Source organism: Franzmannia qiaohouensis (genome assembly GCF_031451695.1).
Classification (GTDB): Bacteria; Pseudomonadota; Gammaproteobacteria; order Pseudomonadales; family Halomonadaceae; genus Franzmannia; species Franzmannia qiaohouensis.
Genome location: NZ_JARWAM010000010.1, coordinates 114,065 through 139,340 on the forward strand (window position 1 = coordinate 114,065; position 25,276 = coordinate 139,340).

Annotated in this window: 21 protein-coding genes and 1 riboswitch; of the genes, 8 read left to right on the forward strand and 13 right to left on the reverse strand. The window is 68.1% G+C overall.

The features are described from left to right. Nucleotides 1-13: 13 nt before the first annotated feature. Nucleotides 14-850 (reverse strand): cytochrome b5-like heme/steroid binding domain-containing protein, encoded by an 837-nt coding sequence (locus QC821_RS14845; RefSeq protein WP_309723077.1) that lies wholly within the window; start codon nt 848-850, stop codon nt 14-16. After that, a complete protein-coding gene (locus QC821_RS14850; protein WP_309723079.1) occupies nt 847-2,139 on the reverse strand; it encodes a ferredoxin reductase family protein in 1,293 nt (430 codons plus the stop codon). The genes QC821_RS14845 and QC821_RS14850 overlap by 4 nt, the downstream gene beginning before the upstream one ends. Before the next feature lie 176 nt (nt 2,140-2,315). Here QC821_RS14850 and QC821_RS14855 point away from each other — a divergent pair, with 176 nt between their 5' ends. After that, nucleotides 2,316-4,340 carry a PhoX family protein gene (locus QC821_RS14855; RefSeq protein WP_309723081.1) on the forward strand — a complete coding sequence of 675 codons (2,025 nt, stop codon included), beginning with the start codon at nt 2,316-2,318 and terminating at the stop codon, nt 4,338-4,340. A gap of 71 nt (nt 4,341-4,411) precedes the next feature. Here the strand turns inward: QC821_RS14855 and QC821_RS14860 are convergent, their stop codons facing one another. The 6 genes from QC821_RS14860 to QC821_RS14885 all read right to left on the reverse strand — a co-directional run bounded on the left by QC821_RS14860 (nt 4,412) and on the right by QC821_RS14885 (nt 10,461). Then, a complete protein-coding gene (locus tag QC821_RS14860) occupies nt 4,412-5,524 on the reverse strand; it encodes a 5-(carboxyamino)imidazole ribonucleotide synthase (RefSeq protein WP_309723082.1) in 1,113 nt (370 codons plus the stop codon). A 10-nt stretch (nt 5,525-5,534) separates the two neighbouring features. Continuing rightward, nucleotides 5,535-6,044: a 5-(carboxyamino)imidazole ribonucleotide mutase gene (gene purE, locus QC821_RS14865; RefSeq protein WP_309723083.1), complete on the reverse strand. Its 510-nt coding sequence runs from the start codon at nt 6,042-6,044 to the stop codon at nt 5,535-5,537. A 142-nt stretch (nt 6,045-6,186) separates the two neighbouring features. Next, the gene (locus QC821_RS14870; RefSeq protein ID WP_309723086.1) at nt 6,187-8,217 is read right to left on the reverse strand and encodes a TRAP transporter permease; all 2,031 of its coding nucleotides are present in this window, start codon (nt 8,215-8,217) and stop codon (nt 6,187-6,189) included. Nucleotides 8,218-8,247: 30 nt separating this feature from the next. Beyond that, nucleotides 8,248-8,769: a DUF1850 domain-containing protein gene (locus QC821_RS14875; protein ID WP_309723089.1), complete on the reverse strand. Its 522-nt coding sequence runs from the start codon at nt 8,767-8,769 to the stop codon at nt 8,248-8,250. 35 nt (nt 8,770-8,804) lie between these two features. Continuing rightward, nucleotides 8,805-9,764 (reverse strand): TAXI family TRAP transporter solute-binding subunit, encoded by a 960-nt coding sequence (locus QC821_RS14880; protein WP_309723091.1) that lies wholly within the window; start codon nt 9,762-9,764, stop codon nt 8,805-8,807. Nucleotides 9,765-9,921: 157 nt separating this feature from the next. Further along, nucleotides 9,922-10,461 (reverse strand): YaeQ family protein, encoded by a 540-nt coding sequence (locus QC821_RS14885; RefSeq protein WP_309723094.1) that lies wholly within the window; start codon nt 10,459-10,461, stop codon nt 9,922-9,924. Between the two features lie 164 nt (nt 10,462-10,625). On the opposite strand from QC821_RS14885, the gene QC821_RS14890 reads away from it, so the two are divergent. Together QC821_RS14890 and QC821_RS14895 are read left to right on the forward strand one after the other, a co-directional pair. After that, on the forward strand, nt 10,626-10,895 hold the full coding sequence (locus tag QC821_RS14890) for an XRE family transcriptional regulator (protein WP_095619993.1): 270 nt from the start codon (nt 10,626-10,628) through the stop codon (nt 10,893-10,895). Next, complete coding sequence (locus QC821_RS14895; protein ID WP_309723096.1) at nt 10,896-12,044, forward strand: FAD-dependent oxidoreductase; 1,149 nt, start codon at nt 10,896-10,898, stop codon at nt 12,042-12,044. It begins immediately after the preceding gene. 22 nt (nt 12,045-12,066) lie between these two features. Here QC821_RS14895 and egtD read toward each other — a convergent pair whose 3' ends face one another. Then, nucleotides 12,067-13,029 (reverse strand): L-histidine N(alpha)-methyltransferase, encoded by a 963-nt coding sequence (egtD, locus tag QC821_RS14900; protein ID WP_309723099.1) that lies wholly within the window; start codon nt 13,027-13,029, stop codon nt 12,067-12,069. 135 nt (nt 13,030-13,164) lie between these two features. Between egtD and selD the strand changes: the two genes are divergently transcribed. Then, entirely contained in the window at nt 13,165-15,495 is a 2,331-nt protein-coding gene (gene selD / locus QC821_RS14905) for a selenide, water dikinase SelD (RefSeq protein ID WP_309723102.1), read from the forward strand. Nucleotides 15,496-15,503: 8 nt separating this feature from the next. Here selD and senB read toward each other — a convergent pair whose 3' ends face one another. Further along, nucleotides 15,504-16,496 carry a selenoneine biosynthesis selenosugar synthase SenB gene (gene senB / locus QC821_RS14910; RefSeq protein WP_309723105.1) on the reverse strand — a complete coding sequence of 331 codons (993 nt, stop codon included), beginning with the start codon at nt 16,494-16,496 and terminating at the stop codon, nt 15,504-15,506. Between the two features lie 78 nt (nt 16,497-16,574). On the opposite strand from senB, the gene senA reads away from it, so the two are divergent. From senA to QC821_RS14930, 4 genes are all read left to right on the forward strand, one after another. Further along, nucleotides 16,575-17,933: a selenoneine synthase SenA gene (senA, locus tag QC821_RS14915; RefSeq protein WP_309723107.1), complete on the forward strand. Its 1,359-nt coding sequence runs from the start codon at nt 16,575-16,577 to the stop codon at nt 17,931-17,933. 137 nt (nt 17,934-18,070) lie between these two features. Continuing rightward, a complete protein-coding gene (locus QC821_RS14920) occupies nt 18,071-18,937 on the forward strand; it encodes a putative selenate ABC transporter substrate-binding protein (RefSeq protein WP_309723110.1) in 867 nt (288 codons plus the stop codon). After that, nucleotides 18,937-19,590 carry an ATP-binding cassette domain-containing protein gene (locus QC821_RS14925; RefSeq protein ID WP_309723112.1) on the forward strand — a complete coding sequence of 218 codons (654 nt, stop codon included), beginning with the start codon at nt 18,937-18,939 and terminating at the stop codon, nt 19,588-19,590. The genes QC821_RS14920 and QC821_RS14925 overlap by 1 nt, the downstream gene beginning before the upstream one ends. Then, the gene (locus QC821_RS14930) at nt 19,590-21,077 is read left to right on the forward strand and encodes a PhnE/PtxC family ABC transporter permease (RefSeq protein ID WP_309723115.1); all 1,488 of its coding nucleotides are present in this window, start codon (nt 19,590-19,592) and stop codon (nt 21,075-21,077) included. The genes QC821_RS14925 and QC821_RS14930 overlap by 1 nt, the downstream gene beginning before the upstream one ends. Before the next feature lie 85 nt (nt 21,078-21,162). On the opposite strand, the gene ilvD is transcribed toward QC821_RS14930, so the two are convergent. The 3 genes from ilvD to QC821_RS14945 all read right to left on the reverse strand — a co-directional run bounded on the left by ilvD (nt 21,163) and on the right by QC821_RS14945 (nt 25,026). Beyond that, nucleotides 21,163-22,851: a dihydroxy-acid dehydratase gene (gene ilvD, locus QC821_RS14935; protein ID WP_309723118.1), complete on the reverse strand. Its 1,689-nt coding sequence runs from the start codon at nt 22,849-22,851 to the stop codon at nt 21,163-21,165. Nucleotides 22,852-22,936: 85 nt separating this feature from the next. Next, on the reverse strand, nt 22,937-23,629 hold the full coding sequence (locus tag QC821_RS14940; RefSeq protein ID WP_309723120.1) for a TenA family protein: 693 nt from the start codon (nt 23,627-23,629) through the stop codon (nt 22,937-22,939). Continuing rightward, nucleotides 23,626-25,026, reverse strand: coding sequence for an SLC5/6 family protein (locus QC821_RS14945; RefSeq protein WP_309723121.1), 1,401 nt, complete (start codon nt 25,024-25,026; stop codon nt 23,626-23,628). Before QC821_RS14945 ends, QC821_RS14940 begins: the two co-directional genes overlap by 4 nt. Continuing rightward, nucleotides 25,016-25,126: riboswitch (TPP riboswitch) on the reverse strand. It overlaps the preceding gene by 11 nt. Between the last annotated feature and the right edge of the window lie 150 nt (nt 25,127-25,276).

Here is a 25,276-nt window from a genome sequence, read left to right on the forward strand (position 1 = left end):
GCCTAACGCGCCCTCACGGCCAGCTGTAGACACCGCGGTTGAGGCCGTCGCGCATCGCCGAGATCACCTTGGCGCCGCGCAGGGTGGCGCCGCTGAAGCCGTCTACCTCGTCGACCACGCGCGCCGGCTCGTAGAGCGCGAATATAGCAGTCAACGGCTCGCCCTCCAGCCACTCGGTGATCCGGCGGTGCTGGACCATCACCGGGTAGAGGTCATCACCCTCCTCAAGGGTCAGGTAGTCGACGCCGCGATAGGCGAGATGGCGGAAGTTGACGTCGGTCAGGTGGCCATCGCGCAGGTCGAAGGTGATATTGACCTGTATCTCTCCACGATCAGTGAACACGCCCCGGTAGTGGCCATCCATGGGCTGGCCCAGCATGGCCTGGTGCAGGCGCTGGTCCTCGGCGGGCGATACCGACGCCGCTGGCCTGGCATCCTGCCGCTCAGCGTCTGCGCTGGTTTCCTCGACGTCGCCGCTGAGCGGCTCGCCCTGATCATCGACCAGGCGCCCGATACGGTAGTTCTCGAGCTGGCGCTCGGCACCCGGGCTATGCGGTCTCCCGGGGCTCTTGTTGTCCCACGCTTCGCTGGATTCGCGACCGCACCACTCGAGGATGACCTCTTCCTCGGTGGGGTGGTCAGGCACATAGTCGGTGATGTCGTAGACGCCGCCGTGAATGGCCTTCCAGCAGCTCTCGGCACTGGCGTGCTCGGCCAGCTCGTCGAGCGTAATGTCGCGCGTCTCGGACGCCCCGTCGGTCTCATCGTCCGAAGACAGCGCATGCACCGACACCAGGGTACCGATACTGGCCAGGAAGGCAATGAAGGCACTATAGGCAAACTTGTTCATAGGAAATCGAAGACCTCGCAGTGGATGCGCGCGGCCGGCACGCCTTGGGCGTCAAGCAGGTCACGCAGGTGGCCAATCATCCCGGGCGGGCCGCACAGGTAGATCTCTCGGTCGGCGTAGTCCGGGCAGTGGTGTCGCAGGAAGGATTCGGTCAGCGGGCCCAGCTCGCGATAGAAGTGGGCCGTCACCGTGAAGCACTCGTTCTCCCCGGCGCAGCGGGTAAGCTCATCGAGGTAGTAGGCGCGGTCAGGGCCATTGGCCAGGTAGAACAGCTGCACGCCGCGCCCCTCGTCCAGGTCGGCCATGCCCCGCGCCGCGCTGACGAACGGCGTGATACCGATGCCACCGCCCAGCCATAGCGCATCGCGATCAGGATGGTGCGCGGCGAAGAAGTCGCCGTAGGGGCCCTCCAACATTACCCGGCTACCCACACTGACCGTCTGCAGCGCATGACTGGCGTCGCCGAGATCCTTGATGCCGACCCGCAGCAGCGGGTCATGCGGTGCCGAGGCGATGGTGTAGGGATGCTCTTCACCCCGCCCCGCCGTCAACGACTCGTCGAGCGGCGTGAGATAGACGAACTGGCCGGGGCGATAGCCAAGCCCGCGGGCCTCTGGGCGCAGCGCAATTTCCACCACCCCGCGGGCCAGCGGCGCGACGCACTCCACCCGGTAGGGGTGGCGAGCAAGCGATGGCGACAGCAGCTTGCGCCACACCATGGCACCAGCGCCAAGGGCGCCGAGCAGCCACCACGGCCAGGTCTCCCCCGCCAGCGGTAACGCGTGGCCCAGCGCCAGCAGCAGCGCCGCTGCCGAGAGCATGTGTAGCCCCTTCCAGCGCTGGTAGTCGAGCCGCCCGAAGAACTGGAAGGTCGGCGCCAGGAAGATCACCATCGCCAGCCAGGCCAGCCAGCCGCTCCACAGTGCCAGCTGCGACGGCGGCGGAAACAGCGTCAGCACCGCCACGTCAAGACCCGCCGGCACCCGCGCCAGGCCCAGGGCCAGCACGTGCAGCATGATCAGGATAAAGGCGCTGAAACCGAGCAGCCGGTGCAGCTGCCAGAGCCGGTCGAGCCCACCGAACCAGCGGTCGAATCCCGGCAGCCGGATACTCAAGGCCGCGGTCACCAGCAGCATGGCAAGCCCCACAATGCCGCTGACGCGCCCCACCCAGCCGAGCAGCGCCGCCGCCTCCCCCGGCGGCCAGCCCAGCCTCGGCGCGGCCACCACCAGCGGCACCAGCAGCGCGACGATCAGCAGCAAGTCGCCGCGGTAGAGACGCAATGCCATACGCCCTCCTCATCAGTTAGCTCTACAGTGTCGACGAGGCGCGAGCTGGCGCAAGGCAAGACACGGCGTTACTTGATCCATATCAACTCATGTCACCCAAACGACGCCATTAGGTCATGCTAATGTCATCTAGGCTGCCAACAATGGCGTCTCGTTCCACATGAGGAGACATGGCCATGAAACACCCGCAGCGACCCGGCGCGGTCGATCCGATTCTCGCCGACGGCGACGAGCCGCTCAGCAATACGTCCGGTAACCCCTATTTCGGCGATATCCTGGAGACGCGTCTCAGTCGGCGCAGCGTGCTGCGCGGCAGCCTGGCCACTTTCGTCGCCGGCGCCATGGCCACGCACCTGCCGTTCTCCTCTGCTTTCGCCGCCGAGGGAAGCGCTGCGGCGGCACCCAGCCTCGGCTTCTCGGCCATTCCCACCAGCGCCGCCGACGCCGTGATCGTGCCCGACGGTTACCGGGTACAAGCCATGCTGCCCATGGGCACCCCGATCAGCGGCGCGATGCCCGCCTACTCGCTCGCCGCCAGCGGTGAGGACCAGGCCCACCAGGTCGGCAGCCACCACGACGGCATGCACTTCTTCCCGCTGCAGGGCAGTTCCCGCGACGGCCTGCTGGTGATGAATCATGAGTACATCGAGCCGCGCTTCCTGCACGCCGCGGCGGCAGGGCTAGCCCTCGACCGCAGCGGCTTCCCGCAGAACGAGGACGGCAGCCGCGACGACGACCAGGTGCTCAAGGAGCTCAACGCCCACGGCGTGACCGTGGTGCGCGTGCGAGCGGACAACCAGGGCCAGTGGCAGGTGGTCGAGGACGCTCACAACCGCCGCATCACCGGCCTGACGCCGATGCGTCTGGCCGGGCCGGTAGCCGGCACCGAGCACGTGGTGACCAAGTACAGCCCGGACGGCAGCATGACCCGCGGCACCCTCAACAACTGCGCCCACGGCGTCACCCCGTGGAACACCTACCTGGCCGCCGAGGAGAACTGGGCCGGCTACTTCGCCAACAGCGACACCGAGATCGACCGTCGCCAGGCGCGCTACGGCATCGAGACCCGCGACAGCGGTCGCTACCAATGGCACCGTGCGACCAGTGGCGCCGACGAGTATCTGCGCTTCGACGCCAGCGCCCGCGGCGCCTCCGCCAGCGAGGACTACCGCAACGAGCCCCACGCCTTCGGCTGGATGGTCGAGATCGACCCCATGGACCCGGCCTCCACGCCGATCAAGCGCACCCACCTGGGCCGCTTCGCCCACGAAGGGGTGATCTTCGCCCCGGCGGTGGAGGGCCAGCCGGTGGTCGCCTACTCCGGCGACGACGCGCGCTTCGAATACATCTACAAGTTCGTCTCGGCGCGCCCCTTCGAGGCCGCCACGGCCGACGGTTCCCTGCTCGACGAAGGCACGCTGTATGTGGCGAAATTCAACGATGACGGCAGCGGCGAGTGGCTAGCGCTGGCCCCGGGTGAGAACGGCCTGACCCCGGAAAACGGCTTCGCCGACCTGGCCGATATCCTGGTCAACACCCGCAGCGCCGCCGACCACGCCGGGGCCACCAAGATGGACCGCCCCGAGTGGGGCGCGGTGGATCCGGCCACCGGCCAGGTCTACTTCACCCTGACCAACAATACCCAGCGCCAGGAGAGCCAGACCGATGCCGTCAACCCTCGCGCCGACAACAGCTTTGGCCAGATCGTGCGCTGGCAGGAAGAGGGCAGCCATGCCGGCACCCGCTTCGCCTGGGACCTGTTCGTACTGGCCGGCGACCAGGACGACAGCCGCGACCTGGCCGGCGAGCCGCTGGACCAGGAGGCTATCTTCGCCAACCCCGACGGCCTGTGGATCGACCCGGATCGCCGCGTCTGGATTCAGACCGATATCAGCGAATCGGTGATGAACAGCGGTATTTATGAGGTGTTCGGCAACAACCAGATGCTCGCCGCCAATCCCGAGACCGGTGAGATCAAGCGCTTCCTCACCGGCCCGGTGGGCCAGGAGATCACCGGCGTGATCACCACCCCGGACCAGCGCACCATGTTCGTCAACGTCCAGCACCCGGGCGCCACCACCGAGGCCGAGGCCTTCGCGGCGGGCGACCTGGTCAGCCACTGGCCGGACGGCGGCAGCGCCATCCCGCGCTCGGCCACTCTGGTGATCACCCGCGAGGACGGCGGCATCATCGGCGCCTGAGCGGGAGCGGTCTCCTCGATCGCAAGCGCCCCCGTCATCTGACGGGGCCGCTTACATTGGGTGGCGGGCGGTTATTCGAAGCTGAAATGCGGCGCCGGTGCATCCGGCAGCAGTGCGGCGCAGGCGCGCACCTTGTCGAGCAGCTCGGCGTGGCTCGGCGCCAGCAGGTTGACGTGGGCCAGCTTGCGCCCGGGGCGCTCGCGCTTGTCGTAGCGGTGCAGGTGGGCGTCGGCGATCGCCAGGATCTCGGAGGGCACGCCCTCGCGGCCGATCACGTTGACCATGCAGGTCGGCATGCGCGCCGCGGTGTCGCCCAGCGGCAGTCCCTGGATCGCCCGCAGGTGGTTCTCGAACTGGCTGGTCACCGCACCGTCCATGCTCCAGTGGCCGGAGTTGTGCACGCGCGGCGCCATCTCGTTGGCCAGCAGGCTGCCGTCGCGAGCCTGGAACAGCTCCAGGGTCAGCACCCCGACATAGTCGAGCTCGTCGAGCAGCGCACGGATATAGCCGTCGGCGGTCTGCTGCACGCTGGCATCGAGGTCGGGTAGCGGTGCAACCGAGTAGCGCAGGATACCGTCGACGTGCTGGTTCTCGGCCATCGGATAGAACACCACCTGGCCGTCTCGGCCGCGCACGGCGATGATCGACACTTCGCGTACGAAGTCGACGAAAGCCTCGACGATCAGCCGCGGGTGGTTGATGGCACGCCAGGCAGCCTCGGCCTCGGCGGGATCCTTGAGCACCGCCTGACCCTTGCCGTCGTAGCCCTCGGTCACCGACTTGGCGACCACCGGAGTGCCCAGTTCACGGGCCGCGGCTTCGAGCTCGGCGGCGCTCTCCACCAGCCGATAGGCTGGGGTGGGGATGCCCAGGCGGTCGAGCAGCGCTTTCTCCTCAGCGCGGTTCTGGCACACGCGGATCGCTTCGCTGGACGGATAGACCGGCTTGACCTCCTCGATGGCCTGCACCAGCGACACTGGCAGGTGCTCGAATTCGTAGGTCACCAGATCGACCTTCTCCAGGAAGGTGTCGAGGTGCCTGCGATCGGTATCTATCATCACGTCGCCGATACCGGCGCTGGGGTGGCCGGTGGTATCGAGGAAGGTGAAGCGGTTGGCCAGGGGGTAGCCGGCCAGGGCCAGCATGCGGCCCAGCTGGCCGGCACCGAGTACACCGATGTTCATCTGGGTCACCTCACTGCGCTTGCGGTCGGGGATCGGGGTTGTCGAGCACCGCCTGGGTCTGCTCGGCGCGGAAGGCCTCCACCGCCTCGCGCACCCTGGCATCCTGCAGACCGACGATCTGTGCCGCCAGCAGGCCTGCATTGGTGGCGCCGGCCTTGCCGATGGCCAGCGTCCCCACGGCAATGCCACCGGGCATCTGGGCGATCGACAGCAGCGAGTCGAGCCCCTTGAGCGACTTGGACTCCACCGGCACGCCGAGCACCGGCAGCGGCGTCTGGGACGCCACCATCCCCGGCAAGTGCGCCGCACCACCGGCGCCAGCGACGATCACCTGCAGCCCGCGTTCAGCGGCACCCTTGGCATAGTCGAACAGCAGGTCCGGGGTGCGGTGGGCAGAGACCACCTTGGTCTCGCAGGCCACGCCGAGGCGCTCCAGCATCGCTACCGCATGCTCCATCACCGGCCAGTCGGACTTCGACCCCATGATCACGCCGACGCGTGGCTGCTCGTTGGATGGCATCTATGGCTCCCGAAAATGACGCTGGAATGCGAAGGGCAAACATTCTAACGGCGCCCGCAGGCGCCGTCATCTTGACCAGGCGGGCAAGCCTGCCACGTTGGTAGGCCGCACCGCTCAGGACTGATCCGGGGGCAGGCCTGCGCTACGCGCGACTCTGATCACCTTGAGCAGTCAATGCCGCCTCGCGGCGGCTCGCCAGCCAGTTGCCGCCAATTGCCAGCGCCATCACCACCACGCCGACGATCTCGGCCAGCAGGTTGGGGTAGAACACCGCCACGATGGACGGCACGATGGCCAGCCGCGGCAACCACGACATGCGCGTGAACAGGTAGCCCTCCAGCGCCGCGGCGAAGGCACAGAGCGCGAAGATCGCGATCACCCCGTTCCATATCACCACCGGTACCGGGCCGCCGACGATGATCTCCGGATTGAAGACCATGAACATTGGGATCAGGTAGAGACCCTTGGCAAACTTCCAGGCCTGGAAGCCGGTCTCCATCGGCTTGGAGCCGGCAATCGCCGCCCCGGCAAAGCCGGCCAAGGCTATCGGTGGCGTAACGTTGGAGTCCTGGGAGTACCAGAACACCACCAGGTGGGCGATCAGCAGCGGCACGCCGAACTCGGCGGTCAGTGCCGGGCCGACCAGCACGATCAGCACGATATAGCTGGCGGTGACCGGCAGGCCCATGCCCAGGATCAGGCTGGCCAGCAGTACCATGACCAGTGCCAGCACCAGGTTGCCGCCGGAGAAGGCCATCATCATCGACGAGAACTTCAGGCCCAGGCCGGTGAGACCGACCACGCCGACGATGATACCGGCCACGGCACAGGCCATGGACACCGCCACGGCATTGCGCGCGCCCAGCTCGAGGCCCTCGACCAGCTTGACAAAGCCGGCGATCACCACCCGCTTGATGCTCTCGAAGGTCACCTTCTGGCCCTGGCGCGGTGCCACGAACAGGAACCAGATCGTATAGCGCAGCACCGCTACGGCGACCATGGTGACCACCGCGTAGAAGCCCACCCGCATCGGCGAGAGGTTCATCACCAGCAGCCATACCAGTACCCCCAGCGGCAGCAGGAAGTGCCAGCCGTCGCGCATCACGTCGCGCATCTTGGGCAGCTCGCTGCGCGCCATGCCCTGCATGCCCTGCTTGAGGGCGATGATATGCACGAACAGGTAGACGGTGGCGAAGTACATGATCGCCGGCAGGATGCTGACCTTGACGACGTCGAGGTACGGGGTGTTGGTGTACTCGGCGATAAGGAAGGCACCGGCGCCCATCAACGGCGGCATGATCTGCCCGCCGGTGGAGGCCGCGGCCTCGATGCCGCCGGCCTGATGGGGCTTGTAGCCGAGGCGCTTCATCAGCGGAATGGTGAAGGCACCGGTAGTCACCACGTTGGCGATGGCGCTGCCGGAGATCGAGCCCATGCCCGCCGAGGCGATGACCGCTGCCTTGGCCGGACCGCCACGCTGGCGGCCGGTGGCCGCATAGGCCATGTCGATGAAGAACTTGCCGGCGCCGGTGCTTTCGAGAAAGGCGCCAAACAGCACGAAGATGAAGATATAGGTCGCCGCCACGCCCAGCGGCAAGCCGAAGATGCCCTCCTGGCCGAGATACAGCTGGCCGGCGACGCGATCCAGGTTGTAGCCACGGTGCTCGAGGATCCCGGGCAACCATTGGCCGAGCCACGGCAGCTCACCGCGCGGCCCGGCGAAGGCGTAGACGATGGCCAGCACGCCGATCAGCGTCATGCCGAAGCCCACCGCACGACGGCTGGCCTCGAGGACGGTGACGGTGGCGATGCAGGCGATCAGGATATCCGTCTCGCTCCAGAACCCGGCCCGCGAGATGATCTCGTCAAGGAAGAACAAAATATAGCCACCGGTAATCAGCGCACCGGTGAAGAACACCAAATCGATCAGCCCGCCGAGGACGCCGCGCTTGCGGTGGGGGCCGAACACCGGAAAGATCAGGAAGGCCAGCATCATGATCAGCGCCAGGTGGATCCCGCGCTGGTAGAACAGCCCCAGCGGCTGGATACCCGCCGAGTAGAGCTGGAACAGGGACAGCCCTACCGCCACGATGGTGATCAACCACAGTATCGCGCGCGGCTGGATGGCGTTGCCGCCCGGCATCTGCACCGGTGGGCTCGTCGAGTCGCTCATGGATTCCTCGTCAGACGTCGTCTGGATCGCTCAATGCTCGAGCGTGATAAGTTGAAAAATGACCCGTTCACCGCTGGCCTGTTCGCTGAGACTCAACGTGTGCGTTTCACCACCCTCCTCCCAGATCAGGCGGTGGTCGACCTCGCGAGACCCCACTCTCAACGCATAGCGGTTATCGGCGACGGGCTCATGAATATCATTGATCCAATAGCCGCCCTGGCCATCGGAGACCTGCTCGCCGCGCCCCGGGGAATGCCCAAGGCCAGCGGCAAAATCGGGCTGGTGACTGCGTTCCAGCTGCATCTCACCGGCCACGTTGCGGTAGCAGTCGAGCACCCTGAAATGGCGTACCGAGTGATTCCACGCCAGGCACCAGCCCTCGCCGGGCGCCCGCGCCAGCTCGGCGTAAATCTCGCCGTGCGTGCCCAGCGCCTGCAGGGTATCAGGCTGCGAGACATCATCTGCTACCGCTAATATGGGGATGGCACCACACGACAGCAGGGCGGACACCAGTGTCCGCCCTGCCAGGTTACCGAATCGCACGATGTCCATCTCAGGTCACATCAGTGGATGTCGTGGCGCCGTGATTACGGGCGCAGACGATCCGGGATATCGGCCTCGACTTCCTCGAAGTAGCGAATCGCGCCCGGGTGCAGCGGCACCGGGGTGGATTCCATGGTGAACTCGATGGTGGTGTCGTTGGCCGCCGGGTGCACGGCGATCAGCTCGTCGGTATGTTCGAACAGCAGCTTGGTCAACTCGTAGGCCAGCTCTTCGTCCATGTCGGAATTGACCACCAGGACGTTGGGGATACCGATGGTCTGCACCGCCTCGTCCATGCCGTCGTACATGCCGGCTGCCAGCTCATAGGGGGCGAACACCGGCTCGTCCTCCTGAGCGTTGGCGATCTCCTCGTCGGAGAAGCCGATCAGGCGAATGTCACGGGTTGCCGCCAGGTTGAGGATCGAGCTGGTGGGCGGACCCACGCTCCAGAAACCGGCGTCGATATCGCCGTCGCGGATGGCGTCGGCGGTCTCGTTGAAGTTGAGACGCTGGGGGTTGAAGTCGTCGTAGCTCATGCCGTTGGACTCGAGCAGGGCGCGAGCGTTGAGCTCGGTACCGCTACCCGGAGCACCCACGGACACCCGCTTGCCTTCGAGATCGGCCAGCGACTCGATACCGGAGTCGGCCAGGGTCACCAGCTGCACGGCATTGGGATACACCGATGCCAGGGCGCGAATGTTCTCGATCTGGCGCTGTTCGAAATCGCCGGTGCCGTTATAGGCCTGATAGACGGTGTCGGCCAGGGCCAGGGCCAGGTCGGCATCGCCGCGCATGATCAGGCCCATGTTCTCCACCGAGGCGCCGGTCACTTCGGCAGTGGCGTCGGCGCCTTCGATATGGTCGTTGATCATCTCGGCGAAACCGCCGCCGATCGGGTAGTAGACCCCGCCGGTGCCACCGGTGGCGATGGACAGCTGCTGCGCCGCAGCTAGCGGGGCGGTAGCCAGCAGTGAAGCGGCAACCGCGTATTTGATAGTGCGCATGGACTTCCTCCGGTCGTGAAACCTGACGTTCGTTATGATTATTGGCGATCACGCGAATAGTAGCGGTCGCACTCCTGAAAAACCTAGCACGTCAGTAGCCTGAGTGACTACAACGACAATTTCACCATTGCCGTGCGAGGTTGAATATGCCATGCATTCAACGCTCGCCGCTGAGCCAGGTCGGGGTCAGCTCGTGCTGCCCTTGAGCGTCGGTCACGTAGAGCGTGCCCTCGCTGATCATTACCGCCCAGTCGATGCTGCGCGGCAGGTCCTCGGCCAGCGCCGCTAGCGCCGCCTCGGGCAGGCTGGCAACGTGCACATTGGCCAGCGCCTCGGCCGACCCCAGCACCCTTGAGGCCCAGGCGTCGACCTTGCCGTAGGCCAGCAACGAGACCCGCTCGGCGCGGCGTGAGCACCAGGTCAGGCGGTCGGCGTCGGGCAGGCCGACCTCGATCCAGTGCAGCACCCGGCCGTCGAGGCTCTTCTGCCACAGCGCCGGTTCATCGACGTCCGACAGCCCGCGGCCGAAGGCCAGCGCCTCGTCGTACCACAGCGCATGCGCCAGCAGCCTCACCGTCATGCGCGTCTCGGTCTCCGAGGGGTGACGGGCCACGGTAAAGCGCTCGGTGGCATAGACGCCGCGGTCCAGATCGGTGAGTGACAGGGTCACTTTATAGGGAGTTGCGCTAAGCGCCATTGCAAGATCCTGATGTCCAAGGCAATAAAACAGGCAATTGAGCGCAGTCTACGCGCTCTCGGCGAGCAGGTCTGCGCGGGGCAAAAAAATCTCCGTGAAGCGCTGGAAGATTGCCGCAAAACCTTGCATCCTGAGCGGGTCGCAAGCCAAGCCAACGGAGCCACATGAGCACGGCACGATTAACGACCGGTTGGGACCTGCGCGAGCCTTCGCCAGCGACACCCGACCTGGACGTCCGGGAACTCGAGAAACGTTCCCGCCTGATGCGCGTCGTCACTCGCCGCATCGCCCTATCCGACCTGCCCAACCGCGAGATCGCTCAGCGCGCCGGCATACCCACGCAGCGCCTCAGCGACCTGCTGGCCGGCAAGATCGAGCATTTTTCCGTCGAAGAACTGGAAACCCTGCGCCATAGCGTCGAAGACGAGGGCTAGATGGCCCGTGAGCTGCTGCTCGTCGGTGGCGGTCACAGTCACGTCGAGGTCCTGCGTCGCTTTGCGCTGGACCCCGTCCCCGACGTACGCCTTACGCTGATCAGCCGCGACCGCTTCACGCCCTACGCCGGCATGCTGCCCGGCTATCTCGCCGGGCACTACGACTTCGACGATGCGCATATCGACCTGGCACCGCTGGCCGAGGCAGCCGGCGCGCGCTTCCTGCGCGACACTATCGACGGCCTCGACCTCGCCGCCCAGCGGGTGATTCCCCACGATCACTCGCCGCTCACCTATGACCGCCTGTCGCTGAATATCGGTGCCGCACCGCGCCTGGCGGCAGTACCCGGTGCCGCCGACCACGCCACGCCACTCAAGCCCATCGACGGGCTCAATGCACGCTGGCTGGCGCTGCTCGAGCGGCTGCAGCACGACCCGGTCAGCAAGACCATCATGGTGGTGGGTGGCGGCGCCGGCGGCGTCGAGATGCTGCTGGCCATACAGCAGCGTCTGCAGCGCCTGTGCCGTGAGCGCGGCCTGGACGCGTCGCTGTTGCGCTTCTGCCTGGTGACCCGCGGCCCGCGGCTGCTGGCCAGCCACAATGCGCGGGTGAGGCGACGCTTTACCCGCCTGCTGACAAGCCGCGGCGTGGCGCTGCACAGCGATGCCGACGTCGTCAGCGTCGGCGCCGGGCATATACACATCGCCGACGGCCGCCGGCTGGCCTTCGATGAGCTGCTGTGGGCGACCCAGGCCGGTGCCGCGCCGTGGCTGACTGCCACTGGCCTCGACCTGGATGCTGATGGTTTCATCCGCATCGACGACCACCTGGCCAGCGTCAGCCATCCCCACGTATTCGCCGCTGGCGACACCGCCTCGATGGTCAACTACCGGCGCGACAAGGCCGGGGTTCACGCCGTGCGCCAGGGCCCGCCCCTGGCCGCCAACCTGCGCGCCAGCCTTCACGACCGCCCCCTGACCCGCTACCGCCCCCAGCGCCGCCACCTGGCGCTGATCAGTACCGGCGACCGCTACGCCGTGGCCTCTCGCGGCCCCTGGAGCTGGTCAGGCGCCTGGGTGTGGCGCTGGAAGGATCGTATCGACCGTCGCTTCATGGCCCGCTACCGCCCGCCGCTGGCGACACCATGAAAGACGTCCGGCCATAGGCGAGCTAGTCGTTGGACAGATAGTGCACGCTGAACAGGCCCTCGGCGTCGCTCCAGACCGCGCTCGGACAATACCCGGCTCGCCGGGCCAACGCCTGGAAGCCCGCCACGCTGTATTTACAGGAGTTCTCGGTGTGCAGCGTCTCACCCGGTTCGAACTCGAAGCGGTACTCGTCGATGACGAGCGTCTGCCGGCCCTCGCTGACCAGGTGCATCTCGATGCGCGAGGCCGCCTCGTTGAAGAAGGCCCGATGGCGGAAGCCGCCAGGCTCCACCGTGGCCCCCAGTTCCCGGCGCATGCGCTCCAGCAGGTTGAGGTTGAAGGCCGCCGTCACACCGGCGGCATCGTTGTAGGCCGCCTCGAGGATGTCGATATCCTTGACCAGGTCGACGCCGATCAGCACCCCGCTGCCGGGGGGCAGGGCCCGGCGCAGCCCGGCGAGAAAGGCCTCGGCCTCGGCCGGCGCGAAGTTGCCGATGCTCGACCCGGGAAAGAAGGCCACCACCCGTCGCCCCTCGACACCCGACGGCAAGCGCAGGCGCTCGGAAAAGTCCGCCCAGGCGGCATGCACCTCCAGCCAGGGGTAGTCGGCCGCCAGGCGGCGGGTGCTCTGCAGCAGGAAATCCCGGGAGATATCCACCCCCAGGTAGCGAGTCGGGCGCATCGCCTCGAGCAGGAGGCGCACCTTGCGGCTGGCGCCGCTGCCCAGTTCGACCAGCAGCGACTCCGGCCCGACCAGCGCCGCGATCTCCTCGGCGGCCTCGGCGAGGATACCCTCCTCGGTGCGGGTCAGGTAGTACTCGGGCTGGCGGCAGATCGATTCGAACAGCAGGGAACCCTGCTCATCGTAGAAATACTTGGGCGACAAGGCCTTGGGAGAGCGGCCCAGCCCGGCGATCACGTCGTCGCGAAACGACGGCCCCGTCTCGTCGACATGCTGGTCGTGAAAACGCACTGCAGTGGACATCGCTTGGCCTCGCTGGCGAACGGTTCTGGCAGGGTTCGACAATACGTCGATCTGCGGGATGGCGTCGTACCATCGATTTGCCTTTAGACTGTTGCGGCAACGTCGACGTCTCATCAATCTAGAGCGAGCCTGACCATGCAGCAACCGCAGCAGCCCCTGGGGTTACAAGCGTTACGGGATATCGTCCTCGTTGGAGGCGGACACACCCACGTGGGGGTGTTGAAGCGCTTCGCCATGAAGCCCGAACCCGGCGTCAGGCTCACCGTGATCTGCCGCGACACCCATACCCCCTACTCGGGCATGCTGCCGGGCTATGTGGCCGGGCACTACACCTACGACGACGTGCATATCGACCTGCGCCGCCTGGCGGAGTACGCTGGGGCACGCTTCTTCCGCGACGAGGCCATCGGCATCGACCACGATGCGCAGACCGTCCTCTGCCGCTCGCGCCCGCCGGTTCCCTATGACTGGATGTCGATCAACATCGGCTCGACCCCCAGCGTGAATTCGGTCAACGGTGCCGGCGAGCATGCGGTGCCGGTCAAGCCGATCCATCAGTTCAACGACCGCTGGCAGAGGCTGCTCGAGCGTCTCTCGCACCCACACACCGGGCACCACCCCGGCCAGACCCGCGTCGCGGTAGTCGGCGGCGGCGCCGGCGGCGTCGAGCTGCTGCTGGCCATGCAGTACCGGCTGAGCAACGAACTCAGCGCCCAGGCCCGCGACCCGAGTGAGCTGCGCTTCTCCCTCTTCACCCGTGGCGCGCAGATCCTGCCGACCCACAACCCGCGGGTGCGCGCCCACTTCCAGGCCACCCTCAAGCAGCGCGGCGTCGAGGTGCACACCGCCACCGACGTGGTCGGTGTCGAGGCGGGCCGGCTGCAGGCCGCCAACGGCAGCTGGCACGCCGCCGACGAGATCGTCTGGGTCACCAATGCCGGTGGGGCCGCCTGGCTGCGCGACACCCGCCTGGCACTCGACGACGACGGCTTTATCCAGGTCGGCGACACCCTGCAGTCGCTCTCCGACCCGCGCATCTTCGCCGCCGGCGATATCGCCAGCCAGGTCGACCATCCCCGCGAGAAGGCCGGGGTCTTCGCCGTGCGGCAGGGGCGCCCGCTGGCCGACAACCTGCGCGCCGCCGTGACCGGCCGCACCCTGTCGCCCTACCGCCCCCAGGCGCAATGGCTGGCGCTGATCAGCACCGGCGACCGTCACGCCGTGGCCTCCCGCGGCGGCCTCTTTCTCGCCGGCGACTGGGTGTGGCGCTGGAAGGACGGCATCGATCGGCGTTTCATGTCCAAGTTCAACGACTTGCCGCCGATGGAAGAAGGCGCCATGCGGGCGCCCCGGGCCAGCCGCGTGGCGCTGAACGAGGAGGAGAACGCCCAGGCGATCTCGGCCATCGCCATGCGCTGCGGCGGCTGTGGCGCCAAGGTCGGCGCCTCGGTGCTCTCCCGGGCCCTCTCGACCCTGCAGCCGGTGGAGCGGGACGAGGTGCTGGTGGGCCTTCACGCCCCGGACGATGCCGCCGTGGTACGGGTACCGCCGGGCAAGGACGTGGTGCATACCGTCGACTTCTTCCGCGCCTTCATCGACGACCCCTATGTGTTCGGCAAGGTCGCCGCCAATCACGCCCTGGGCGATATCTTCGCCATGGGCGCCGAGGCCCAGACCGCCACCGCCGTGGCCACGGTGCCCCAGGGGCTCGAGGCCAAGGTCGAGGACACCGTCTACCAGATGATGCGAGGTGCCGTTGAGGTGCTCAACGAGGCCGGCTGCGCCCTGGTCGGCGGGCACACCGGCGAGGGCAGCGAGCTGGCCCTGGGGTTTGCCGTCAACGGCCTGATCGACGCCGGTGGAGCGAGCGACAGCCCCAAGGGAAAAGCGATCCTGACGAAAGGCGGCCTGCGCCCGGACCAGGTGCTGATCCTGACCAAGCCCATCGGCACCGGCACCCTGTTTGCCGCCCATGCCCGGCTCGGCGCCCGGGGGCGCTGGATCGACGCCGCCCTGGAGAGCATGTGCCAGTCCAACCGGCAGGGGGCGAGCTGCCTGCGCGAACACGGCGCCACCGCCTGTACCGACCTCACCGGTTTCGGCCTGCTGGGGCACCTGGTGGAGATGACGCGCCCTTCCGGGGTGGATGCCGAACTCGACCTGACGGCGCTGCCGCTGCTCGAAGGCGCCGAGGAGACCGTCGCCGCCGGTATCCTGAGCTCGCTGCAGCCCGCCAACGTGCGCCTGCGCCGTGCCATCCACGACCAGGCGGCCTGGGTCGACCACCCCCGCTATCCGCTGCTGTTCGACCCCCAGACCGCCGGCGGCCTGCTGGCCAGCGTGCCCGCCGAGCGCGCCGAGGCCTGCCTCGCGGCCCTGCACGCCCTGGGCTACGCCCGGGCCGCCATCATCGGCCGCGTCCTCGAGGCTGGCGAAGCGCTGGAGCCCATCCACCTGAAGGGTTGAGGGCGAGATTAAACCGTCAGCCCACAGGCGGCGATAACTCGCACCAGCGCCTCCCGCTCGGCCGCGGGGCTGAACAGCGGCGCCCGCGCCAGCACCTGCCGGCGGAGACGGTCGACGAAGGCCGGTTCGGCCTCTGCTCGGCACAACAGGGCCCTCAGGGCCGCGGTGTCGGCCACCGGGAAGTAGCCGGCGTAGTCCTCGCCCAGCAGCCCGCGGTTTCCGGGGATATCGGAGGCCACCACCGGCAGGCCGGCCACGCAGGCCTCGCTGACCACATTGGCGCCCCCTTCCATGCGCGAGCTGATCACCATCAGCCGTGCCCGGGCCATCCACTGACGCACCCGCCAACGGGGCAGGTCGCCGAGCCAGCGGTAACGCGCGTTGCCGGCCATCTCCTCGCGGGCGGCCTCGGCCCACTCCGGGCGGTGGGCGCCGCCGAGTTGCACCACGCACAACCGCGACGTCGATGGCAGATCGCGCACGGCCAGGGCCGCACGCAGCGAGTCCTTCTCCTCGCGCAGGTGGCCGGCGACCAGCACCTCGAAACTGCGACGGATGGGTCCCGGGGCACGGGGCGGCAGTGGCAGGGCCGACTGGTGGACGACATGCAGGCGCGACAGGCAGCGCGGCGGCAGATCCTCGGCCAAGCAGTCATGCAGGCCGATCAAGGCATCGCTGGCGGCGAGGCTGTCGAGAAACGCCTCCGGGTCGCTGTGCTGGAAGCGGTAGACATCGGTTCCGGTCAGCACCACCACCAGCGGGCATGCCGGAAAGGCGGCGCGACAGGCGCGAATGGCGGCGTGGCTGCGCACCGCATGCAGCGCCAGCACCAGGTCGGGAGGCTGGCCGTCCAGGCGGCAGCCATCGGCGTCCCCGTCGGATTGTGCAACGCGCACGCGACAGCCCAGGTCGTGCAGCAGCCCCGCCCAGCGGGTGGCCGTGGTCCGGTTGCCGGCATGAGAGCCTCGACGCGCCGGCGTGATCAGCGCTACCTTCAACACTATCTCGACTCCCTATCTCGACTACTTAGCTCGACTCCTATCATTGCTCCCTGAGCGCTCCACTGCGACGAGGTCGGCATGCTCTCCACACCACTCAGCACACCGCCTACGCCACCCCGGCCCGCCGTCGAGCTGGCGGCAATGCTCACCGATGCGCGGACGCGCAGCCTGGCGCTGATGCAGGACACCCTGGAGGCCCGCGAACTCGGCCCGCGGCTGGCCATCGTCAATCCACCGCTGTGGGAGCTGGGCCACCTGGGCTACTTCCACGACCATTTCGCCCTGCGCGGCCTGTTTGGCCTGCCCGACTACCAGATCGCCGAGGCCGAGCGGCTGTTCGATTCCAGCAGCATCGCCCATGACGACCGTTGGTCGCTACCGCTTCCGTCACGGGAGCAGACCCTGGCGTACCTGTCACGGGTCCAGCAGGCCATGCTCGAGCGCCTGCCCGACGGCGAGGCCAGCTCGGCCCAGAGCTATGTCTACCAGCTCACCACCCTGCACGAGGACATGCATGGCGAGGCCTTCCTCTACACCCGCCAGACCCTTGGCGACCCGCCCCCCGACCTGGGCACGCCACCGCCGGGGTTCGCCCCTGGCGAGCCCGCTGCCGGTGCGCTGCCCGGCGACGTCGCCATCCCCGGCGGCCGCCATCTGCTGGGCTCCGACGCAAGCGTTCCCTTCCGGTTCGACAATGAGAAGGCGCCCATGGAAGTCCATGTGGCGCCCTTCTCGATCGCCAAGGCGCCGGTGACCAACGCCGAGTTCGCCGCCTTCGTCGACGACGGCGGCTATACACGACGCCAACTGTGGAGCGAGGCCGGCTGGCGCTGGTGCGAGAAACAGGGCCTGCGGGCACCCGTTTACTGGCGCAAGGGCGCCAACGGCCGCTGGGAGGAGCGACGCTTCGACCGCTGGTTGCCGCTGGCCCCCCATCAGCCGGTGGTGCATGTGAGCTGGTTCGAGGCCGAGGCCTGGTGTCGCTGGGCCGGTCGTCGCCTGCCCAGCGAAGCCGAATGGGAGGTCGCCGCCAGCCGCGAGCCAACACCCGACGGGGCGTCACTCGCCCCCGGCAAGCGTCGCTTCCCCTGGGGCGACACGCCGCCGGTTGCCCGCCTGGCCAACCTGGACGGCTGGCGCCTGGCAGCGCTGGACGTGGCGGCACTGCCCGACGGCGACAGCGCCTTCGGCTGCCGACAGATGCTCGGCAACGTCTGGGAGTGGACGGCCTCGCCCTTCGGCCCCTTCCCGGGCTTCGAGCCCGAGCTCTATCGCGACTACTCGGCGCCCTGGTTCAAGGAGGGCCGCTACGTGCTGCGCGGCGGGGCCTGGGCCACCCGGGGGCGGCTGATCCACAACGGCTACCGTAATTTCTTCACCCCGGAGCGCCGCGACATCCTGGCGGGGTTTCGTACCTGCGCGCTCTCGGGGGGATAGACCTGGGATGAGAGGGGATAGAGCGCACATTTTCGGTATCATGCTCTCTCCGGTTCCCCAGACGCTATTCTGAGTCGACCGTTTCATCCTCAATTGGCCACGTTCGCTTGCCACTTCGTTGAAAGGACTTCGCACCCATGTTCCAACGCCTGTTGCCTGCTCTTGCGCTTGTCACGCTCATCACGCCGTCCCTGGCCGCCGCCCAGACCCTGGTGTTCACCGCCATCCCCGACGAGGATGAGACACGCCTGCAGCAGCGCTTCCAGGCCGTCGCCGACTACTTCGCCGAGACGCTGGAGGTGGAGGTCCGCTTCATTCCGGTCACCTCCTACGCCGCCTCGGTCACCGCCTTTCGCAACAACCAGGTGCAGCTGGCCTGGTTCGGCGGCTTCACCGGCGTGCAGGCACGCCAGCTGGTGCCGGGCTCCCGCGCCATCGCCCAGGGCGTGGAGGACCCCGAGTACAAGAGCTACGTCATTGCCAATCACTCCACCGGCCTTTCACCCGATGACGGCGACACCGCCCCCGAGGGGCTGCGTGACCTGACCTTCAGCTTCGGCTCCCAGAGCTCGACCTCCGGGCGGCTGATGCCGGAGTACTTCCTGCGCGAGCACCTCGGCGCCTCGCCCGACGAGCTGTTTACCCGGGTCGGCTTCAGCGGCAACCACAGCCGCACCATCTCGGTGGTGCAGTCCGGCGCCTACCAGGCCGGCGTGGTCAGCTACAAGGCGTGGGAGAACGAGCTCGAAGCGGGCAACATCGACCTCGACCGGGTTCAGGTGATCTGGGAGACGCCGCCCTACCCCGACTACCAGTGGACGGTGCGTGGCGACGTCGATGAGCGCTTCGGCGAGGGCTTCACCGAGCGCCTCCAGCAGGCGCTGCTCGACATGGATGACCCCGACCTGCTGGCCAGCTTTCCCCGCGCAGGCTTCATCCCCGCCGTGAACGACGACTACCAGGAAATCCTCGAGGTCGCGCAGTCCCTGGGGCTGCTCGACTGATGAGCGTGCTGGCGCTGCAGGATGCCGTCGCCACCTATGGCGAGTTGCGCGTGCTCGGCCCGCTGAGCCTGACGCTGGCCCCCGGCGAACGCGTGGCGCTGGTGGGTCGCAGCGGTGCCGGCAAGTCGACGCTGCTGTCGGTGATGTATGACCGTTGGCGCGACCAGGGGGCCGCCCTGATGCCCCAGGACCTGGGGCTGGTGACGACACTCTCGGTATTCCACAACGTCTACATGGGCCGGCTCGACCGCCACCCCTGGTGGCGCAACCTGCTGACCCTGGTGCGCCCGCGGCCAGCCGACGTGACCGAGATCGACACCCTGCTCGGCCGGCTCGGCCTGGACGACAAGCGCTGGACACCCTGCGGCGAACTCTCCGGCGGGCAGAGGCAGCGCGTTGCCGCGGCTCGGGTGATCCATCAGGGCGGCGGCATGCTGCTCGCCGATGAGCCCGTCTCGGCACTCGACGGCCCCCTCTCCGAGGTGACCCTGACCGCGCTGACCGACGCCTACCCCACGGCGGTGCTGGCCATGCACGACGTGGACCTGGCGCTGCGCTACTGCACCCGGGTGATCGGCATCCAGGATGGCGCCATCGCCATCGACCAGCCCAGCCAGCGCCTCTCCGCCACCGACCTGCTGCCGCTCTACTGATGCCGTTGACCGCCACGCGTCGCGTTACCCTGGGGCTTGTCCTGCTGGCGGCGGTGTGCCTGCTGTTCGGCGACTTCGAGATCAGCACCCACGACCCCTGGCACGCGCTGGGCCGCCTGTTCATGGGGCTGATCCAGCCCGACCTCTCCCGCGTCGACTTCCTCGGCGAGGCCCTGCTGCGAACCGTGGCCTTCGCCTTCGTCGGCGTGGGGCTCGGCTCGGCGGCGGGCATGCTGCTGGCCCTGCTCTTCCGGCATGTCTGGGTGCGCACCTTCTGCGCCTTCATCCGCGCCATCCACGAACTGTTCTGGGCGCTGATCTTCCTGCAGAGCTTCGGCCTGCACCCGATCACCGGGGTGCTGGCCATCGCCATTCCCTACGCCGGCACCTTCGCCAAGGTCTATGCCGAGATCCTCGACGAGTGCGACCCGCAGCCGGAACGCAGCCTGCCACAGCGCGCCGGGCGGCTATCGGCGCTGGTCTATACCCGCATCAGCCAGGCCTGGCCGCACCTGGTCAGCTATACCGCCTACCGCCTCGAGTGCGGCCTGCGCTCCAGCGCGGTGATCGGCTTCGTCGGCATGCCGACCCTGGGGTTTCACCTGGCAGGCCCCTTCGCCCAGGGCCACTACGGCACCGTGGGCGCACTGCTGCTGCTCTTCTACGCCCTGATCGCCAGCCTGCGGCTATGGGCGCGGCCACGGCTGCTGCCCTTCTACCTGGTGGCCTCCCCCTTCCTGCTGGGTACCGGGCTGCCGATCATGTGGAGCAATGTCTCGCGCTTCTTCACCGAGGACATCGTGCCCGCCCCGCTGCGCAACGGCGAGGGCCTGGAGGGCCTCTGGCCCTGGTTCGGCGACCTCCTGCTCGGCCAGGCCCTGCCCGGCATATGGCACACCCTGCTGCTGACCCAGATCGCCCTGGTGCTCACCGGGGTGCTGGCGATGACGCTGTTCCCGCTGATCTCCCATCATTTCACGGGGCGCCACCTCACCGGCCGGGTGCGCGGCGCCCTGGGACATGGCGTACTGGTGGTGATGCGCTCCACCCCCGAGTACCTGCTGGCCTTCATCCTGCTGCAGCTGTGGGGGCCCTCGATGCTGCCGGCGGTGGTCGCCCTGGCGCTGCACAACGGCGGCATCATCGGCCACCTGGTCGGGCGCCGCAGCAACGAGATCCAGCTGCGCCAGGACGCACCGGGCGGCATCAACCGCTACGCCTACGAGGTGGCGCCGCGGGTCTACGGCCCCTTCCTGGCGCTGCTCTTCTACCGCTGGGAGATCATCATGCGCGAGACGGCGATCCTGGGGATTCTCGGCATCGCCACCCTGGGCTTCTACGTCGACAGCGCCATCCAGGAGCTGCGCTTCGACCGCGCCATGCTGCTGATCGTGATCACCGCGCTGCTCAACATCGCGGTGGACATCCTCGCCCGCCGACTGCGCGCCCACTTGCGTCTGAGCCACACCGCTCGCAGCGAGCCGTAATGGGCCTGCCGCCCCGAAGGACAAGCGCCCCCGCCGGAAGACCGGCGGGGGCGCTGTCGGATGATACCTTCCAGCAGGCGCGCGTTCACTCCGCCAGGTCGGTCACCGCACCGCGCGAGGCCGAGCTCACCGTTTTGGCATACTTGGCCAGCACGCCGCGGGTGTAGCGCGGGGCCGGCTGCTGCCAGGCACTGCGGCGCCGCGCCAGCTCCTCATCGGCGAGGTCGATCTCGATGGTATCGGCCTCGGCGTCGATGGTGATGGTGTCGCCGTCCTCGACCAGTGCCAGCGGACCGCCCTCAAAGGCCTCCGGCGAGACATGGCCGACCACGAAGCCGTGACTGCCGCCGGAGAAGCGACCGTCGGTGATCAGTGCCACCTGGCTGCCCAGGCCGCGGCCCATGATCGCCGAGGTAGGGGTAAGCATCTCGCGCATGCCGGGGCCGCCGCGGGGGCCCTCGTAGCGGATCACCACCACGTCACCGGCCACCACGGTGCCGTCGTTGATGCGCGCCTGGGCCTCCTCCTCTGAGCCGAACACCCGAGCACTGCCCGAGAAGCGCGTGCCCTCCTTGCCGGTGATCTTGGCCACCGCGCCCTGGGGCGCCAGGTTGCCGTAGAGAATCCGCAGGTGGCTCTCGGGCTTCTGCGGCGCGTCCAGCGGCGCGATGATCCGCTGATCGGCGGGATAAGGCGCCACCTCGGCGAGGTTCTCGGCCAGCGTCTTGCCGGTCACCGTCAGGCAGTCGCCGTGCAGCAGGCCGGCATCGAGCAGCATCTTCATCAGCGGCTGGATACCGCCGATCGCCACCAGCTCGCTCATCATGTAGTGGCCGCTGGGGCGCAGGTCGGCCAGCACCGGCACGCGGCGGCCCAGTTCGGTGAAGTCCTCCAGCGACAGCTCGACGCCGATGGTGCTGGCCATGGCGATCAGGTGCAGTACCGCATTGGTGGAGCCGCCCAGCGCGATTACCACCGTGATGGCGTTCTCGAAGGCCTCGCGGGTCATGATGTCGGAGGGCTTGATGTCGCGGGCCAGTAGCTCCAGCACCGCGGCACCCGCGGCCTCACAGTCGGCGCGCTTGGCCTCGGAGACGGCGTTTTGCGCCGAACTGCCCGGCAGGCTCATGCCCAGCGCCTCGATGGCCGAGGCCATGGTGTTGGCGGTGTACATGCCGCCGCAGGAGCCCGGCCCGGGGATCGCCGTCTCCTCGATCTGCTTGAGCTCGATGAGGTCCAGATCGCCCCGCGAGTGGGCGCCCATGGCCTCGAATACCGAGACGATGTCGGTGTGGCCCTCGCCGGGCATGATGGTACCGCCGTAGACGAACACGCTGGGCCGGTCGAGCCGCGCCAGCCCCATCATGCAGCCCGGCATGTTCTTGTCGCAGCCGCCGATGGCCACCAGGCCGTCGAAGCCTTCGCAGCCGGCCACGGTCTCGATGGAGTCGGCGATCACCTCCCGCGACACCAGCGAGTACTTCATGCCCTCGGTGCCGTTGGCGATGCCGTCGGAGATGGTGATGGTATTGAAGATCACCCCCTTGCCGCCGGCCGCATCGGCACCGTCGCTGGCGCGCCAGGCCAGTTCGTCGATATGGCTGTTGCACGGTGTGAGGTTGCTCCAGGTCGAGGCGATGCCCACCTGGGGCTTGGTGAAGTCGCTGTCGGTGAAGCCCACCGCGCGTAGCATGGCGCGGCTGGCCGCCTTGCCTGGGCCGTCCACCACCGAGGCGGAGTGGCGGCGGCGGGAATCCTTCGGCGTATCGCTCATGGGGCGCTCCTGACGGGTTCGATGCATCCTTTAGAGCATAGAGAGTGCCCCCCATGAGCGCATCTGGCAACCGGCCAGGCCGACGTCACTCGAATCGCGCCCAGACCGCATCGTGGAACGCGCGCTCCTTGGCCACCGTGTCGCGGAAGCACTCGGCCATGGCGGCGAAAGCGGCCGCGTCGAGCTGCGCCGCTTGTTCATCGAGGCGCTGGCGCAGCCAAGCAACGAATTCCTGAAAGGCCGGATTGTCGTGCAGATCGATCCACTCCCCCATCAAGGGGTGCAGCCCGTCGACGCGAGTCACCCGCAGCGCCCACTCGAGATAGACCCACTCGGTCACCACCAGCGCCGCCAGCAGCTCGGCGTAGCCGCCGCTCTGGCCCGTATCGCGCAGCAGCCGCTGGAAGGCCTGGGTCTCGGGCAGGTAGTCGGGGGCCTGGCCGGCCACACCGAAGGTCTCGAAGGTGCGCTGGAAGGTGCTGTTCTCGTCACTGGTCAGCATGCCCATGAACTGGCCCAGCACTACCCGGTCCGCCATGCTCGGAGCATGGCCGATGGCGTGGCCGATCAGGGCGGTAAAGGGGTCGACGAAGCCGTAGTCCTGCACCATGTAAGCGGCGAAGTCGTCTCCCGCCAGCCGCCCCTCGGCCAGGGCATCGAACAGCGGGTGGTTCACCGTGGCCGACCAGTCGGGCTCGCTGATCTCGCGCAGCCAGTCGCTGATGCGCGGGGCGCTGCGCGAGGCGGCCCAGTCGCGGTACTGCTCGAGCGTGCTCATGATGCACTCCTTGTCATGGAGGATGAGTGAGAGGGGCGCCGCCAGGCGATCAGCAGGCTAACCAGGGTCGACGCCAGCAGTGCGCCGAGGAACGGCGCCAGGGTGGGAATGCTGTCGGGGAAGCTCGCCGCCAGCAGGCCGGCGGCCAGGCTGCCGGAGGTGATCCAGCCCGGCACCACGGCACCGAGCATGCCGGCGACGCCGCCGGCCACCGCGGCCAGCGGGCTCATGCGCCGCCATAGCCCCAGCAGTACCGGCACCACGATGGCGGCGCACAGCAGGTCGGCGATCAGGAACAGGCGTAGCACCGAGTAGCCCTGCAGCGCCACCGCTACCACCGGCACCATCAGCGCCACCGTGGCCAGTCTTGCCCCACCGATCGACAGCCCCGGCTTGCCGGCATCCGCCACCACCAGCGAGGCGATGCCGTTCTGCAGGGTATCGACGCTGGAGGCCACCAGGGTCACCGCCAGCACCAGCGCCGGCAGCGCCAACCAGGCCGGCGCCTCGGCCAGCAGGGCGAAGAACGGGATCGGCGGCTCCCCCAGGGCGATGCCGCTCATCGCCGCCAGCATGCCCAGGCCGCCGATCAGCATCACCACCACCACGCAGATGCCGGCGCCCAGCCAGGCGCCCTGCCCCAGGGCACGGTCGTCGCGGGCCGACCACACCCGCTGCCAGTAGCCCTGATGGAAGAGGTTGGCGGCGGTAACTGCGATTACCAGGGTCAGTGCCACCGACAGCGAATTGCCCAGCGGCGCCGACGGCAGGGCCACACCGGCCGGCATCTCCGGCAGGCGCCACAGCGCCACGCCGCCCACCAGCAGCAATAGCACCAGCAGCAGCCAGGCCTGCCAGCGATCGGTGGCGAGGCTGGCGCGTAGCCCGCCAAGCGCGGTATAGAGCAAGGTAACCAGGGCTACGCCGATCACCACCAGCGCCGGCGGCACGTCCGAGAGCAGCGCGGCAATCGCACCGATGGCGGTGAGCTCGGCGGCCAGGAAACAGGCCATGTAGGCCACCGAGACCAGCGACACCCAGCGCCGCACACCGACCCCGTAGCACGCCTCGGCGAACTCGCCGATGCTGCGCCCGCGCGGCAGGCGGCGGCGAATCGCCGGGCCATACAGCCCCAGCACGATGAACGGCAGCGACGAGCCGATGGCGTAGCCGGCCAGCGCCAGCGGGCCGACGAAGGCGCCGATTTCCGGCGGTGCGAAGAGAATCCAGGCGCCCATGCTCGAGGCCAGGAACGATAGCCCCAGGGTCTGGGCGCCCTGGGAGTTGCGCGCGGTCACGTAGTCGTCGAGGGGGCCGTCGGCGCGACGCGCACGCAGGCCAAGGTAGGCAAAGCACAACAGCGCCGCGCCGAGCACGGCAGACGTCAGATAGGGCATGTCGCACTTCCTCCGCCGGTATTAACCGGATCAGGTTCCAGGGTCGGCGCATGGCCCTCTCAGCCCCCGCGATGGCGGCGGGACTCCCCTGGCGACAGTGAATCATTGGGTTGTGTGCCCGGCGCTAGGCCGGGACGCTCATCATCGGCCGCGCCCCCTTGGAAGTCAAAGTGCCGCCAGCCGATTCAAGTCGACGCCTCCAGCGGCCGATACTAATGTGATGGACTACCGATGCTGCCGCACCCGCTTG